Origin of the sequence: Paeniglutamicibacter sp. NPDC091659 (assembly GCF_044756805.1) — a bacterium.
GTDB lineage: Bacteria > Actinomycetota > Actinomycetes > Actinomycetales > Micrococcaceae > Paeniglutamicibacter.
The window spans coordinates 211177-226331 of sequence record NZ_JBIVTO010000005.1 but is presented as its reverse complement, the minus strand read 5'-3'; the positions used below and the strand labels follow the sequence as shown (position 1 = coordinate 226331).

Annotated in this window: 11 protein-coding genes; 6 read left to right on the top strand and 5 right to left on the bottom strand. The window is 67.3% G+C overall.

Features of this window, described 5'->3' with window-relative positions; all coding sequences use genetic code 11:
* Positions 1 to 26: 26 nt before the first annotated feature.
* The 5 genes from ACIQLF_RS11515 to ACIQLF_RS11495 all read right to left on the bottom strand — a co-directional run bounded on the left by ACIQLF_RS11515 (position 27) and on the right by ACIQLF_RS11495 (position 5048).
* Positions 27 to 719: a phosphoadenylyl-sulfate reductase gene (locus ACIQLF_RS11515; RefSeq protein ID WP_400298249.1), complete on the bottom strand. Its 693-nt coding sequence runs from the start codon at positions 717 to 719 to the stop codon at positions 27 to 29.
* Entirely contained in the window at positions 716 to 2431 is a 1716-nt protein-coding gene (locus ACIQLF_RS11510; protein ID WP_400298246.1) for a nitrite/sulfite reductase, read from the bottom strand. Before ACIQLF_RS11510 ends, ACIQLF_RS11515 begins: the two co-directional genes overlap by 4 nt.
* A 75-nt stretch (positions 2432 to 2506) precedes the next feature.
* Positions 2507 to 3268, bottom strand: a complete 762-nt coding sequence (locus ACIQLF_RS11505; protein WP_400298244.1) for a sirohydrochlorin chelatase — start codon at positions 3266 to 3268, stop codon at positions 2507 to 2509.
* A gap of 107 nt (positions 3269 to 3375) precedes the next feature.
* The gene (locus ACIQLF_RS11500; protein ID WP_400298242.1) at positions 3376 to 3741 is read right to left on the bottom strand and encodes a DUF488 domain-containing protein; all 366 of its coding nucleotides are present in this window, start codon (positions 3739 to 3741) and stop codon (positions 3376 to 3378) included.
* Between the two features lie 110 nt (positions 3742 to 3851).
* A complete protein-coding gene (locus ACIQLF_RS11495; RefSeq protein WP_400298239.1) occupies positions 3852 to 5048 on the bottom strand; it encodes an ROK family protein in 1197 nt (398 codons plus the stop codon).
* Positions 5049 to 5196: 148 nt separating this feature from the next.
* Here ACIQLF_RS11495 and ACIQLF_RS11490 point away from each other — a divergent pair, with 148 nt between their 5' ends.
* The 6 genes from ACIQLF_RS11490 to valS all read left to right on the top strand — a co-directional run bounded on the left by ACIQLF_RS11490 (position 5197) and on the right by valS (position 14894).
* Positions 5197 to 7344, top strand: a complete 2148-nt coding sequence (locus tag ACIQLF_RS11490; RefSeq protein WP_400298237.1) for an alpha-galactosidase — start codon at positions 5197 to 5199, stop codon at positions 7342 to 7344.
* Positions 7345 to 7353: 9 nt separating this feature from the next.
* Positions 7354 to 8649 carry an ABC transporter substrate-binding protein gene (locus ACIQLF_RS11485; protein ID WP_400298234.1) on the top strand — a complete coding sequence of 432 codons (1296 nt, stop codon included), beginning with the start codon at positions 7354 to 7356 and terminating at the stop codon, positions 8647 to 8649.
* A 2-nt stretch (positions 8650 to 8651) separates the two neighbouring features.
* The gene (locus tag ACIQLF_RS11480; protein ID WP_400298232.1) at positions 8652 to 9566 is read left to right on the top strand and encodes a carbohydrate ABC transporter permease; all 915 of its coding nucleotides are present in this window, start codon (positions 8652 to 8654) and stop codon (positions 9564 to 9566) included.
* Positions 9563 to 10462, top strand: a complete 900-nt coding sequence (locus ACIQLF_RS11475; protein ID WP_400298229.1) for a carbohydrate ABC transporter permease — start codon at positions 9563 to 9565, stop codon at positions 10460 to 10462. The genes ACIQLF_RS11480 and ACIQLF_RS11475 overlap by 4 nt, the downstream gene beginning before the upstream one ends.
* A complete protein-coding gene (locus tag ACIQLF_RS11470; RefSeq protein WP_400298227.1) occupies positions 10462 to 12150 on the top strand; it encodes a glycoside hydrolase family 13 protein in 1689 nt (562 codons plus the stop codon). The genes ACIQLF_RS11475 and ACIQLF_RS11470 overlap by 1 nt, the downstream gene beginning before the upstream one ends.
* Positions 12151 to 12266: 116 nt before the next feature.
* On the top strand, positions 12267 to 14894 hold the full coding sequence (gene valS / locus ACIQLF_RS11465) for a valine--tRNA ligase (protein WP_400298224.1): 2628 nt from the start codon (positions 12267 to 12269) through the stop codon (positions 14892 to 14894).
* Positions 14895 to 15155 lie beyond the last annotated feature (261 nt).

Sequence of the window (15155 nt, the reverse complement as noted above, 5' to 3'; positions counted from 1 at the left end):
TTGGGTTGTCGATCGGGGTGCGCGGCTCATCGGTGGATGCCGCATTCGGTCTTGGCCAGCCCGGCCCAGCGGCCGGCTCGCGGGTCCTCGCCCTCGGCCACCGGCCGGGTGCACGGTGCGCAGCCGATCGAGGGGTAGCCGTGGGCCAGCAGCAGGTTCACCGGGACGTTGTTGGCGGCGGCGTAGCCGGTCAGTTCGTCGAAGCTCCAGGCGGCCAGCGGGTTGACCTTGACCAGCCCGTGCGCCTCGTCCCACGTGATGAGCGGGGTGTCGGCGCGGGTGGGGCCCTCGTCGCGGCGGACCCCGGTGAACCAGAGCCGGTAGCCGGACAGCGCCTTCGCCAGCGGCTCCATCTTGCGCAGCCGGCAGCAGGTGCCCGGATCGCGCTCGTGCAGCCGCGGCCCGAATTCGGCGTCCTGCTCCTCGACGGTGCGCACCGGCAGCACGTCGACGATCCGCACGTCCAGCGCCGCGGATACCTCGTTGCGTGTCGCGTGGGTCTCGCCGAAGTGGTAGCCGGTCTCCAGGAAGAGCACGTCGACCCCGGGCAGCGCCTCGGCGACGACCGCCGGCAGCACGGCGTCGGCCATCGAGCAGGCTACGGCGACCTCGGCGGTCGCGAAGTTCGCCTTCACCCAGGCGATCACGTCGGTGGCCGGCGCATCGAAGCCCAGCTCCGCGGCACCGGCCTCTGCCAGCGCGCGGTCCGCGGCGCTCACAACACGTCCTCGTCCGCGGCGCGGTGCGACCAAGCGGCGAAGGACTCGCCCTCGTCGCTGCCGGCCGAGTAGCTTTCCAGCACCCGCTCGATGTAGTCGGGCAGCTCTTCGGCGGTGACCTTCAGGCCGCGCACGGTGCGGCCCAGGCCGGCCTCGCCGCGCGAGGTGGAGGCCAGTCCCCCGCCCAGGTGGACCTGGAATCCGGGGGTCTGGCCGCCGTTTCCGTCGGGCAGCAGCTGGCCCTTGAGCCCGATGTCCGCGGTCTGGATGCGGGCGCAGGAGTTCGGGCAGCCGTTCACGTGCAGGCTCAGCGACTTCGGCAGGCGCACGGCCGACTTGGCGGCGAAGCGCGCCTCCAGTTCGGCGACCGCGGCGATGGTCGTGTCCTTGGTGTCCACGATCGCGAGCTTGCAGAATTCGATGCCGGTGCAGGCGATCGCGGAGCGCCGGAAGATCGTCGGCGCCGTGGCCAGGCCCAGCGCGTCGAGCTCGGCGGCGGCGGCCTTCACCGATTCGGCGGGGATGTCCAGGGCGAGCAGCTTCTGGTGCGGGGTGGTGCGCAGCCGCCGGGAGCCGTGGCGCTCGAGCAGGTCGGCAAGTTCCAGCAGCAGCGTTCCGGAGAGCCGGCCCGCGTTGGGGCTGGCGCCGATGAAGTAGCGCCCGTCCTTCTGCTCGTGGATGCCCACGTGGTCGCCGGGCGTGGTCGGCTTCTCGGGCGCGTCGCCGTCGGGCAGCGCGTAGCCGAGGTACTCCTCCTCCAGCACCTTGCGGAACTTTTCCGGTCCCCAGTCATTCATCAGGAACTTCAGCCGCGCCTTGTTGCGCAGCCGACGGTAGCCGTAGTCGCGGAAGATCGAGACGACGCCCAGCCACACGTCGGCGGCCACCTCGGCGGAGACAAAGACCCCCAGCCGCTCGGCCAGCCGCGCGTTGGTGGACAGGCCGCCGCCGACCCACAGGTCGTAGCCCGGGCCGTACTCGGGGTGGATGACGGCGATCAGCGCGATGTCGTTGATTTCGTGCACGACGTCCTGGGACGGGTGCCCGGAGATCGCGGTCTTGAACTTGCGCGGCAGGTTCGCCAGCTCGGCGTCGCCGATGAAGCGCTCGCGGATCTCGCGGATCACCGGGGTCGGGTCCAGGATCTCGTCCTTCGCGATCCCGGCCACGGGGGATCCGAGGATGACGCGGGGCACGTCGCCGCAGGCCTCGGTGGTGTCAAGCCCGACGGCCTCGAGCCGGCGCCAGATCTCCGGCACGTCGACGACGTCGATCCAGTGCAGCTGGATGTTCTGCCGGTCGGTCACGTCCGCGGTGTTGCGGCCGAAGTCGCGGGAGATCTCCCCGATGGTACGCAGCTGGTCAGTGCTCAGCGTGCCGCCGTCGATGCGCACGCGGAGCATGAAGTAGCGGTCCTCGAGCTCGTGCGGCTCAAGCGTGGCGGTCTTGCCGCCGTCGATGCCCGGCTTGCGCTGGGTGTAGAGGCCCCACCAGCGGAAGCGGCCGTGCAGGTCGGTGGGGTCGATGGAGTCGAACCCGCCCTGCGCGTAGACCTTTTCGATGCGCTCGCGCACATTCAGCCCGTTGTCGTCCGCCTTGAACGCCTCGTTGGGGTTCAGCGGCGCGGTGCCGTCGATCTTCCACTGTCCGTGTGGCTTGGCCGCCGGGCGGGCGGGCCGGGTGCTGGCCGGGGTGTCGGTTGCCTGTGTCATGCCCCGACTTTATGGCCGTTTCCGGGCGGCCCGCCAGCGCCCCCGACCCGCAACGTCATGTCGTCACACGGCGACTCATTCGGTGCCGGAGGACCCCTCGGCGAGGGCCTCCGCGAGTCTTCCGGAGACACATTTCGCGATTGTGACGGACGGCAGCAGCGCACCCGCTACATAGTCCGCGCCCGCGCGGGCCAGCCTGTCGTGGAAGAACCCGGGGGCCAGCAGGAAGGAGGCGACGCCGACCCGGGATGCCCCGGCGGCGCGTGCGGCGGCGACCGTCTCTGGCACCGAGGGCGTGGCCGCCGAGCAATACGCCACGGTGACCGGCTGGCCCATGAAGCCGGCCAGGTGTTCGGCCATCCGGGCCGCCTGCCGCTGTCCGGCCTCGATGCGCGTGCCCGCCGCGGCGAGCACCACGGCATCGCCCGGACGGTGGCCGGCCTCAACCAGCCGCTGCGCCAGCACCTCGGCCATGTGTGTGTCGGGGCCGATAGGCGCGGCCGTGCGGGTCGGCGCGCGGGTCGCCACCGCTTCGGCGATGTCCACCGAGGTATGGAACCCCTCGGAAAGCAGCAGCGGGGCGACGATGGCTTCCTCGCCGGGAGGCAGCGAGGCGAGCACCGCCTCCAGCCGGGGTTCCTGCACATCGACGTAGGCCTCGTGGACCCGCGCGTGGATGCCGTCGGCGGCAAGCACCGCCGCCAGGTCCTCGCGCAGGCCGTCCACCAGCCGGCGGCCGGCGGGATTGTCCGTGCCATGGGCGCAGGCAACCACGTGCAGCGGCCGGGGCCCGGTGGAAACTTCTTCGTGCTGGTCAGGTGAATTCCGTGGTGACATGACCGAAGCCTAACCATCGCCGGCGGCGCTGCCCAAGCACCGTGTCGTTTCGTTGCCTGCACCCCGATCCCTGCACCCGGCACCCGCACGCACCGACGTTTCGTCCCTCAGTCCGCGGACCGTGACCTCTCAAGGAAATCCAGCAGCACGACCGCGTGGTTGTGCACGGTGTCGCGGGCCCCGTAGACCAGGACCACGTCGGGCTCGTTCCCGGCGATGTCCAGCAGCCGCCGCGCACCCTCGGCCGCCTCGCCGGATTCCAGTTCATGCAGGTAGATGTCGCTGAACTCCTCGAACCGTTCGGGCATGTGGCCGAACTCGACGCGCAGCGCGGTGGAGGGCGCAACGTCCTTCGCCCAATCGTCGATGGCCGCACGTTCCTTGCTTATTCCGCGCGGCCAGAGGCGGTCCACCAGGATCCGGTAGCCGCCGTCGGCGGGTTCGTAGGCGCGCAGCAATCGAAAGTTACCCATGCCAAGAGCCTAGGTCCGAGGGAACAAATCTTCTAGTGAACCCGCGGATAGCGGAGTGCCCGGCCACCGGTGCGCCCCTGGCCCTGGCCCCGAACCGCGCTCCATGGGCGTTACGCGAAGGCGTACTTCTGGATGGCCACCGCTGCCGCACCGCTTGCCCACTGGTCGAACTCCCCGGACAAGACAGCGATCCGCACCTCGCTTGCCTCGGGGTCCCGGTCTGCGGCAAGGGCCGTGCGCACGCTCTGCTCGAACCTGTTGAACAGCTCGATGCCTTCCCCGCCCAGGACCACCACGTTGACCATGGCCAGGTTCGCGGCGGCCGCAAGGAACCGCCCCAGGGCGTGCGCGGCCGCCTGCAACACGGAGTGGGCCACCTTGTTGCCCGCGTCCGCCAGCTCAAAGGCTTCCCCGTAACCGACATCGCGTTGCAATGCCGTGGAAATCTGCGCACAAATGCTGGGAATCGTGAGCATCGCGGTGGAGCAGCCGCGGTGTCCTTCGAGGCACATCGGGCCGTTTGGATCGAGCGGGAAATGGCCGCCCAGTCCCAGACCGGTGTCCCGTCCGCGCACCACCTGCCGGTGCATGGCCAGTCCGTATCCGACGCCGGCGCCGATGGTCACCACGGCGAAGTCCGCCGCCTCGCGTCCCACGCCGAACCACTGTTCGGCGGCGACAAGCGCCGTCACGTCGTTTTCGACCAGCACCGGCAGGCCCGTGCGCTGGCTCAACAGGTCCCCCAGCGGAACATTGCGCCAGTTCAGGAACGGTGCCCGCTGGATGAGCGCCCCTCCGGATATCTGGCCACCGATGGATATGCCGACCCCGGAGACTTGCCTGCCCGCTCGCGAGCAGAGATCCTCGATCAGGTCCACCAGGGTGTCGAGCACATCCCCCACCTCGCGGGTCGGAAGTTCGCGCGCTCCGCTGACCAGGGAATTGGCGCGCAGGTCGGTGAGCACGCCTTGGGCCATCTTGCCGGTGATCTTGATGCCGACGAAGAACCTCGCCTCCTGGCGGATATCGAGCAACCGGGTGGGGCGCCCGACGCTACCGTCGAGAATCAGGTCGCTTTCGCGCACGATTCCCGCATCCAGCAATGGCTTGCTCAGACGGGTCAGGCTTGCGGGACTGAGCTTCAGCCGCTGCGAGAGCTCTCCGCGGGAGCTGGGGCCATGGATCAGGATCGCCCGCGCCACTTCCAGTTCCGGCTCGCTGAGCAATGGCGCCCGTTGGCCATGAGGCCTGCCGGACCAACTACGTGCAGGGGCTTTGTCGCTACTGGTTGAGGCTTCCGTTGACATGCGAACAGTTTATTTCACTTTGGCCATAATTATCGATCCAACCCGCCGAAAATCCGCACCGCACTCGCAGGCATGGCGACTTGTCGACACTTTTCGACGTCGACTGTGGCGCTTGACACACTGATTAGTTTTGGAGTAAAAATAATCAATGACCACCACAGCCCAGCCATTCTCGCCTTACCACCAGCTCCACCGTGGCGGCACTTCAGTAATCCTCGACGCGACCACCGCAGGAATGCCGACGATCATCCACTGGGGTCCCGACACCGGCGAACTCGGTGAAAGCGAACTGCATGATCTTGCGAGCGCGGCCCGCCCGCAACGCGTCTCCGGCGGGATCGACCAGCCAGCCCGGTTGGACGTCTTTCCCCAGGAACGCTTCGGGTGGCAGCACGGCCCGGCGCTCGAGGGCCACCGCGCATCCCGTTCTTGGGCCACGGCACTGACCACCAGCGGGATCCGCTCCAGCGAACACGGCCTGTCCATCAGCGCCGATGACCCGGTCGCGCAGCTCGCGCTGGTCACCGAGCTGGAGCTCAGCGCAAACGGCGTACTGGCGCAGCGCCACACCCTGACGAACACCGGCTCCGACGCCTACCTGGTCAACAGGCTCTCCACGGTGTTCCCGCTGCCGCACACCGCCACGACGATCCAGGACAGCACCGGCCGCCACCTCAAGGAACGCAGCGCCCAGCGACGCCCCCTGACGGTCGGCTCTCACGTGCGGGAAAGCCGGCGCGGCCGCCCCGGTGCCGACGCCAGCTTGTTGATGCTGGCCGGAGAGGCCCGTTTTGCGCACCGTTCGGGCTTGGTCCACGGCGTCCACCTGGCGTGGAGCGGCAACCACCGGTTGAGCGCCGAACGGACCATCACCTCCGACAATTTCATCACCGCCGGGGAACTGCTGCTCCCCGGGGAACTCGGCCTTGAGCCGGGAACCAGCTACAGCACCCCGTGGGCATTCGGCTCCTGGGGGCACGGTCTCGACCAGCTCTCCGCCCGCTTCCACCGGGACCTTCGGGCACGGCCGCAACATCCCCGCGCGCCGCGGCCCGTCACCCTCAACACCTGGGAGGCAGTGTACTTCGACCACGACCTGCAGACCCTCAAGGAACTTGCTGACAAGGCAGCCGCCGTGGGCGTCGAACGCTTCGTGCTCGACGACGGCTGGTTCAACGGCCGCCGCGACGACACTGCGGGCCTCGGCGACTGGTACGTGGACCAGGCCGTTTGGCCGCAGGGCCTCTCCCCGATCATCGACCACGTCACGGGACTCGGCATGGAATTCGGGCTCTGGTTCGAACCCGAAATGGTCAACCCGGACAGCGACCTCGCACGCAGCCACCCCGAATGGATCCTTCACACTGCAGACCGCTGGCCGGTCGCCGCGCGCCAGCAGCAGGTCCTGAACCTGGCCCACCCCGGCTGCTATGCATACCTTCTCGAACGCATCGACAGCCTGCTCACGCAGTACCCCATCGCCTACATCAAGTGGGACCACAATCGCGACCTGCTCGAGGCATCCCACGCGGACAGCGGAACCGCGGCGGTCCGTGAAACGACACTGGCGCTCTACCGGCTGTTGGCCGAGCTCAAGTCCAGGCACCCTGGCCTGGAAATCGAGAGCTGCGCCTCCGGCGGCGCCCGCGTCGACCTGGGCATCCTCGAGCACACCGACCGCATCTGGACCTCCGACTGCATCGATCCGATCGAGCGCCTCGACAACCAGAAAAACACCAACCTGCTGGTCCCCTACGAGCTCATGGGCGCCCACATCGGCGGGCCGCGATCCCACTCCACCGGGCGCAGGCACGACCTGGGATTCATGGCGCGCACGGCAATCTTCGGGCACTTCGGGATCGAATGGAACATCTCCGGGATCGACGAAAATCTGGGCGCCGAACTCGCCGGGTGGGTGGACTTCCACAAGGAAAACCGCGACCTCTTCCACGGCGGGGACAGCGTCCACGCGGACCATCCCGACCCGGCCATCGACATCCGCGGCGTGGTTGCCAGGGACGCCTCGCGCGCCGTCTATGTCTTCACGCTGCGCGAGGCCTCGCTCACCTACCCCGCCGGGCGGTTCACCCTGCCGGGACTCGACCCCGCAGCCAAGTACCGGGTGCGGCTGAGTGAACCGTTGAACGATTCCGTCGGCAACGGGCAATCCGCGCTTTGCTGGACACAAACCCCATCCGTCCTCAGCGGCGCCGTCCTGAGGCTGGCGGGACTGCAGTCCCCCGTCCTGTTCCCCGAACAATCGGTGCTGATCATGCTCGATGCGATCGATGCCTAAGGAGCGACCTTGAAAACCAAACATTCCCGCCCGGCGCGGTTGCGACGTGCCGCCGGCGCCTGCCTGGCCGTGGCACTCGGAGCTTCGCTGGCCGCCTGCGCCCCTGCAGGCGATGGCCGCGTGAAGCTGGACTTCTTCCAGTTCAAGCCGGAGGCGGTCGCCGAGTTCAAGGCCCTGGTCGCCGAGTTCGAGTCCCAGAACCCGGATATCGACGTGGTCGTCAACTCCGTGCCCGACCCCGACACCGCCATCCGCACCCTGCTGGTCAAGGGCAAGACCCCCGATGTGCTCACGCTCAACGGCAACGGGAATTTCGCGGACCTGGCTTCGTCCTGCGTGTTCGCCGACCTTTCGGCCTTCCCCTCCGCCTCGCGCGTCAAGCCGGAGGTCCAGCAAATCCTCAACGCCCTGGGAACCTGCCACGGCAGCGAAACCAACGGCCTGCCCTTCGCAAACAATGCCAGCGCGATCCTTTACAACCCCGAGATCTTCGCCAAGTACAACGTCAAGGTCCCGCGCACCTGGGATGAGCTCATCGCCGCGGCAGACACATTCAAGGACAACGGTGTTGCACCGTTCTACATGACCCTCAAGGACGCGTGGACGGCCATGCCCGCCTACGTGAACCTTGCCGGAAACCTCAAGCCCGAGGGGTTCTTCGAAGACATCCGCGCCGCCAAGTGGACCCCGCAGACCGGCACGCACAGCTTCTCCAAGGACGGGGAGGAAGCGTCCGAGAAGCTCAAGAAGCTCTTCAGCTACCGCCAGCCCGGCGCCGACAGCGCCGGCTACAGCGACGGGAATGCCGCCTTTGCCTCGGGGAAATCGGCCATGTACCTGCAGGGCAGCTTCGCGATCCCCGCGATCCGGGCCGCCAACCCCGAGGCCAAGATCGCATCCTTCCCGTACCCGACCACCAGCAACCCGGCCGACACAACGCTGGTCACGGGCGTCGACGTCACGCTTGCGATGGGCCGCGAGACGAAGCATCCGAAGGAAGCGGCGGCGTTCATCGAGTTCCTGATGCGCGAGCAGGCGATGAAGGACTACGCCAAGGCGCAGTCGGCGATCGTGCCGCTTGCCGATGCCGGGCCCATTGCCGACCCCGCCCTGGCGGGGGTCCAGGGCATTTTCGACGAGGGCCGCCTGATCGGCTACTTCGACCACCGGATCCCCGCCAGCATCCCGTTCACGGCAATGGTGCAGCAGTTCATGCTTGACGGCGACACTGCCGCGTTCCTCCATCGGGCCGACAATGAATTCGCCAAGGCCGCCGCACGCACCTCAACGAAGAAAGGCGAATGACCATGGGCGCACCACGCCTCGCCACCGGGCCGGCCAGGGGCAAACTCCGAAGCGACACCGTGAACCGGACGTTCTACTGGATGGTCATCCCGGCACTCCTGCTCTTCGTCGTGCTTCATACCGTTCCGGCCTTGACCGGCATCTTCTACAGCTTCACCAACTACGCGGGCTACGGCGAGTGGGACTTCGTCGGACTTGAGAACTACGTGAACCTCTTCAGGGACGACAGGGTCCTCTCCTCCTACGGGTTCACCTTCCTCTTCGCCGTCACCACGACGATCGTGGTGAACGTCGGCGCGCTGTTCATCGCCCTGCTGCTGAATGCGAAGATCAAGTTCCAGACGGCGTTCCGCGGGATCTTCTTCATCCCCAACGTGCTTTCGGTGCTGATCGTCGGCTACGTCTTCAACTACCTGCTGTCCAACAACCTGCCGCTCATCGGCCAGGCCCTGGGCATCGAATGGCTCTCCAGCTCGATCCTCACCAATCCCGATCTTGCCTGGCTGGGCATTGTCGGGGTGACGGCCTGGCAGTCGATCGCCTTCAGCGTGATCATCTACCTGGCGGGGCTGCAAACGGTTCCGGCGGAACTCTACGAGGCGGCAAGCCTCGACGGGGCGTCGCACTGGCGGCAATTCACCTCCATCACCTTTCCCATGATTTCCGCGTTCTTCACCATCAACATGGTGCTGGCGCTCAAGGGCTTCCTGCAGGCCTTCGACCAGATCGTTGCGCTGACCGGCGGCGGCCCGGGAACCAGCACGGAATCCGTCGCCATGGTCATCTACCGGGGAGGGTTCCAGGGCGGGGAATACGGCTACCAAATGGCCAACTCCGTGGTGTACCTGATCGTCATCGTGGTTCTTTCACTGCTGCAGATGAGGACCCTACAACGCAAGGAGGCCGATTTCTCGTGAGCACTCAAATCATGACCGGGCAGGACGTGGACGGCGAACCGGGACCCGTTCCCGCTCGCGGCACGGCCGGGAAACGGCGAACCTCCGGCGTCAACATCCCCGTCACCGTCCTGGTGGCGGTGCTCTCGCTGACCGTCCTCATACCGCTGTACTTCACCGTGGTCACCGCGTTGAAGTCCCCGGACCAGCTCGGCGGGACCGGGTTCGAACTGCCCACCAGCATCCATCCCGAGAACTTCTCCAAGGCGTGGCGGCTCACCAATTTCCCCAATGCCCTGCTGGTCTCCGGAATCGTCACGGCTTCGGCCGTGGTCCTGACGATCATCACCAACTCCATGGTTGCGTATGCGATCGCGCGCAACATGAACCGGCCGTTCTTCAAGGCGCTGTACTACTTCTTCATCGCCGCGCTCTTTGTCCCGTTCCCGATCATCATGCTTCCGGTGACCAGGGAAACCGCGCTGCTGGGCCTGGACAACCCGGTGGGGCTGTTCCTGCTCTACACGGTCTACGGTCTGAGCTTCAACATCTTCGTCTACACGGCGTTCATCAAGTCGATCCCCCCGGAACTCGAGGAGGCGGCGATCATGGACGGGGCCAGCACCTGGACCTCCTTCTGGAAGGTCATCTTCCCGCTGCTGACCCCGATGAATGCGACGGTCGGAATCCTGACCTGCCTGTGGGCGTGGAACGACTTCCTGCTGCCGCTGGTGATCCTGTCCGATCCCACCACCCGCACGCTCCCTCTGGTCCAGTACGTCTTCCAGAGCCAGTTCAACACCGACTACTCCACCGCCTTCGCCTCCTACCTGATGGCGATGGCGCCGCTGCTCCTTGTTTACCTGTTCGCACAACGCTGGGTCATATCCGGTGTCATGAGAGGATCCATCAAATAATGAACGACAACGCTTCAACCACCGCACTCGATGCAGATTGGTGGCGCCAGGCCGCCGTCTACCAGATCTACCCGCGCAGCTTCGCCGATTCCAACGGCGACGGGATGGGGGACATCGCCGGCGTCACTTCCCGCATCGGCTACCTTTCGGATTTGGGCATCGACGCGATCTGGCTCTCCCCGTTCTACCCCTCGGCCCTTGCCGACGGCGGCTACGACGTGGACGACTACAGGAACGTGGACCCGCGGCTGGGCACCCTCGAGGACTTCGACGCGATGGTCGGCGCCGCACACGCGGCAAACATCAAGGTCATCGCCGACGTGGTGCCCAACCACAGCTCCAACCGACACGAATGGTTCAAGGCGGCCCTTGCTGCTGCGCCGGGCTCCCCCGAACGCGCCCGCTACCACTTCTTCGACGGGCTGGGCGACGGCGGGGAGCTACCCCCGTCGGACTGGCCTTCGCACTTCGGCGGGCCGGCTTGGACCCGGGTCACCGAGTCCGCCGGGGAAAACGCCGGCAAGCCCGGCCAGTGGTACCTGCACCTCTTCGCCTCCGAGCAGCCGGACCTGAACTGGGACAACCCGGAGGTGCGCGAGGACTTCCACACCACGCTGCGCTTCTGGGCGGACCGCGGCGTCGACGGCTTCCGCGTCGACGTCGCCCACGCGCTGGTGAAGGACATGAGGCTGCCGCTGCGTTCCAAGCCGTCGCTGGAAATCCTGGTCGACGACGGCACCGACGCGCTCTTTGACCGCGACGGGGTCCACGAGATCTACACCGGCTGGCGCAGCGTGCTCAACGAGTACGATCCCCCGCGCACCGCAGTGGCCGAGGCCTGGGTGCCGTTCACCCACCGCCGTCTGCGCTACGCGCAACCCACGGGCCTGGGCCAGGCCTTCAACTTCGACCTGCTGCAGGCGCCCTTCGAGCCGACGGCCTTCCGCGGCATCGTGGCCCGCTGCCTGGCCGAGGCCGAGGCCTCCGGCGCGTCGACCACTTGGGTGTTCTCCAACCACGACGTGGTGCGCCACGCCTCGCGCTACTCGCTGCCCGACGGCACGGACGGTGCCGCCCAGGATGCCTGGCTGCTCTCCGGAGGCCGGGAACCGGCCGGCGATCCGGCGCGCGGGCTGCGCCGGGCCCGTGCCGCAACGCTGTTCATGCTGGGTCTGCCCGGCTCCGCCTACCTCTACCAGGGCGAGGAGCTTGGCCTCTTCGAGGCCGCCGACCTGCCCCGTGAATCCCTGCAGGATCCCACGTGGTTCCGCACGGGCAACAAGGTCAAGGGCCGCGACGGATGCCGGGTGCCGCTCCCGTGGAACGCAAGCGAAGAAAACCTCGGCTTCGGCGGATCGCCGTGGCTGCCCCAGCCTGAGTGGTTTGCCGACCACGCGGTCTCCGCGCAGGACGGAGCACGGGATTCCACGCTGGAGTTCTACCGCTCCGCACTCGCCTGGCGCCGCACCCTGCAGAGCGCCGAATCGCTGGAGTGGGTCTCGGCGCCCGGTGACACGTTGGCCCACTACCGCCGCCCCAACGGCTGGGCCGTGCTGACGAACTTCGGCACCGCGCCGGCGGAACTGCCCGCAGGGGTGGACGCCTCCAAGATCGTCGTTGCCAGCGGCGCGGTCGCGCACCTGCCGGCACAGGTCCCGGGGGAAACCACGCTCTGGATCGCACCGTAGCCCAACCGCCAAGGGGGCGCGCACGGCATCGCCGGGCGCGCCCCCAGCCGCGTTTGTGGCGCGCACCATCCGTGCCCGACTGGGGGTAACGCCCCGGACATGGAAGAATGGAGCGCATGGCAGAAGACACCTTGGGCACAGACACGCCCGCAACAGTTTCCGTTCCCGACAAGCCCGCTCTGGAGGGCCTGGAGGAACGCCTCGACGCCCGTTGGCGTGCCGAGGGAACCTACAAGTTCAACCCGCAGACCACGCGCGAGCAGGTCTACTCGATCGACACTCCCCCGCCGACCGCCTCCGGTTCGCTGCACGTGGGACACATGTTCTCCTACACCCAGACCGACGTGCTGGCCCGCTACCAGCGCATGCAGGGCAAGAACGTCTTCTACCCGATGGGCTGGGACGACAACGGCCTGCCCACCGAACGCCGCGTGCAGAACTACTACGGCGTGCGCTGCGACCCGACCTACTCCTACGTCGAGGGCTACCGCCCGCCGGCCACCCCGGCCAAGAACCAGCGCGACTGGGACGTCGTAAGCCGCAAGAACTTCATCGAGCTGTGCGAGGAACTGGCCGTCGAGGACGAGAAGGTCTTCGAGCACCTCTTCTCCACGCTCGGCCTGTCCGTCGACTGGGACCTGACCTACCGCACCATCGACGATGTCTCCCGCTCGGTGTCCCAGCGCGCCTTCCTGGCGAACCTGAACGCCGGCGACGCCTACATGTCCGAGGCGCCGACCCTGTGGGACGTCACGTTCCGCACCGCCGTGGCCCAGGCCGAGCTCGAGGACCGCGAAATGCCGGGCGCGTACTACCGCTACCCGTTCACCGCGGAAGACGGCACGCAGATCTTCATCGAGACCACCCGCCCGGAACTGCTTGCAGCCTGCGCCGGCCTGGTCGCGAACCCCGACGACGAGCGCTACAAGCCGCTCTTCGGCAAGACCGTCACCTCCCCGCTCTTCGACGTCCCCGTCACCGTGTACTCGCACGCGCTGGCCAAGGCCGACAAGGGCTCGGGCATCGCCATGGTCTGCACCTTCGGCGACCTGACCGACGTCACCTGGTGGCGCGAGCTGCAGCTGCCGACCCGCGCCATCATCGGCCGCGACGGCCGCGTCATCGCCGAGACCCCGGAGTGGATCACCACCGAGGCCGGCCGCGAGGCGTACGCGCAGATCGCCGGCAAGACGGTGTTCTCCGCCAAGGAGGGCGTCGTGGAGATGCTCGTCGCCGCCGAGCTGCTCGACGGCGAGCCGAAGAAGATCAGCCACCCGGTGAACTTCTTCGAAAAGGGCGACAAGCCCCTGGAGATCGTCTCCTCCCGCCAGTGGTACATCCGCAACGGCGGACGCGACGAGGAACGCCGCGCACGCCTGATCGCCCGCGGCGAGCAGATCGAATTCCACCCGTCCTTCATGCGCTCGCGCTACGAGAACTGGATCTCGGGCCTGAACGGCGACTGGCTGGTTTCCCGCCAGCGCTTCTTCGGCGTTCCGGTGCCGGTCTGGTACCCGCTGAACGCCGCGGGCGACCCGGACTACGAGAACCCGATCCTGCCCACCGACGAGATGCTTCCGGTCGACCCGGCCGCCGACGCGGCACCGGGCTTCGAGGAGTCCCAGCGCAACGTCGCCGGTGGCTTCATCGGCGACGCCGACGTGCTCGACACCTGGGCCACCAGCTCGCTGACCCCGCAGATCGTGGGCCGTTGGTCCCGCGACGAAGACTTCTTCAGCAAGGTCTTCCCGTTCGACCTGCGCCCGCAGGGCCACGACATCATCCGCACCTGGCTCTTCTCCTCCGCCGTGCGCGCCGATGCGCTGCACGACGTCGCCCCGTGGAGGCACGCCGCGATCTCCGGCTGGATCCTGGATCCGGACCGCAAGAAGATGTCCAAGTCCAAGGGCAACGTGGTGGTCCCCACCGACGTGCTCAACGACTTCGGTTCCGACGCCGTGCGTTACTGGGCGGCCAGCGCCAAGCTGGGTGCCGACACCGCGTACGAGATCAACCAGATGAAGATCGGCCGCCGCCTGGCGATCAAGATCCTCAACGCCTCCAAGTTCGTGCTGAACCTCGGTGCGACCGAAGCCAACGTCATCACCGGCGACGCCTCGGTCATCACCAACGGCCTGGACAAGTCCGTGCTCGCCCGCCTGTCGCAGGTCATCGACGACGCCACCCGCGCCTTCGACGCCTACGACTACGCCCGCGCGCTGGACATCAGCGAGTCGTTCTTCTGGTCGTTCACCGACGACTACGTCGAGCTCATCAAGGACCGTGCCTACGGCGCCCGCGGCGAGGAAGAGCAGGCCTCCGTGCTTGCCGCCCTGGCCACCACGCTTGATGCGGTGCTTCGCCTGTTCGCGCCGTTCCTGCCGTTTGCGACCGAAGAGGTCTGGGGCTGGTGGCGTGCCGGTTCGGTGCACCGCGCCGAATGGCCGAGCTCGGCCCACCTGGCCGACGCCGTTGCGGGCGCCGACACCTCGGTGCTGCCGATCGTCGGCGAGGCACTCTCGGGCATCCGCAAGGCCAAGTCCGAGGCGAAGGTCAAGCAACGCACCGAGGTCCTCAGCGGTGTCGTTTCGGCACCCGAGGCCACGCTTGAGCTGCTCCGCCGCGGCCTCGGCGACCTGTTGGCCGCCGGCAACGCCCAGGACCTGACCCTCGTTGCGGGCGAAGGCTCCATCACGGTCAGCGACGTCGTGTTGGCTCCGGCCGAGGAACCAGTCCAGGCCTAGCCACAACCGCAGCACAAAACAACGAGGTCGGTGACCGCGCCACATGGCGGTCACCGACCTCGTTGTTTCTGCACCGGTGGAGAATCCCCGTTCCCGCCCACCCTGCGGCAGACAGAGGGGAAGCCCCTTCGGCCAACAAACACTAATGTCGGAGGGGCTTCGACTCGGCAGGTTCTCTTTCAGCGATGATTCGAGAACCGGACAAAATCCTCGGTACGTAGGTCTTGTTGTATCGCTGCTACAACCGTGTTCGAAGAGATT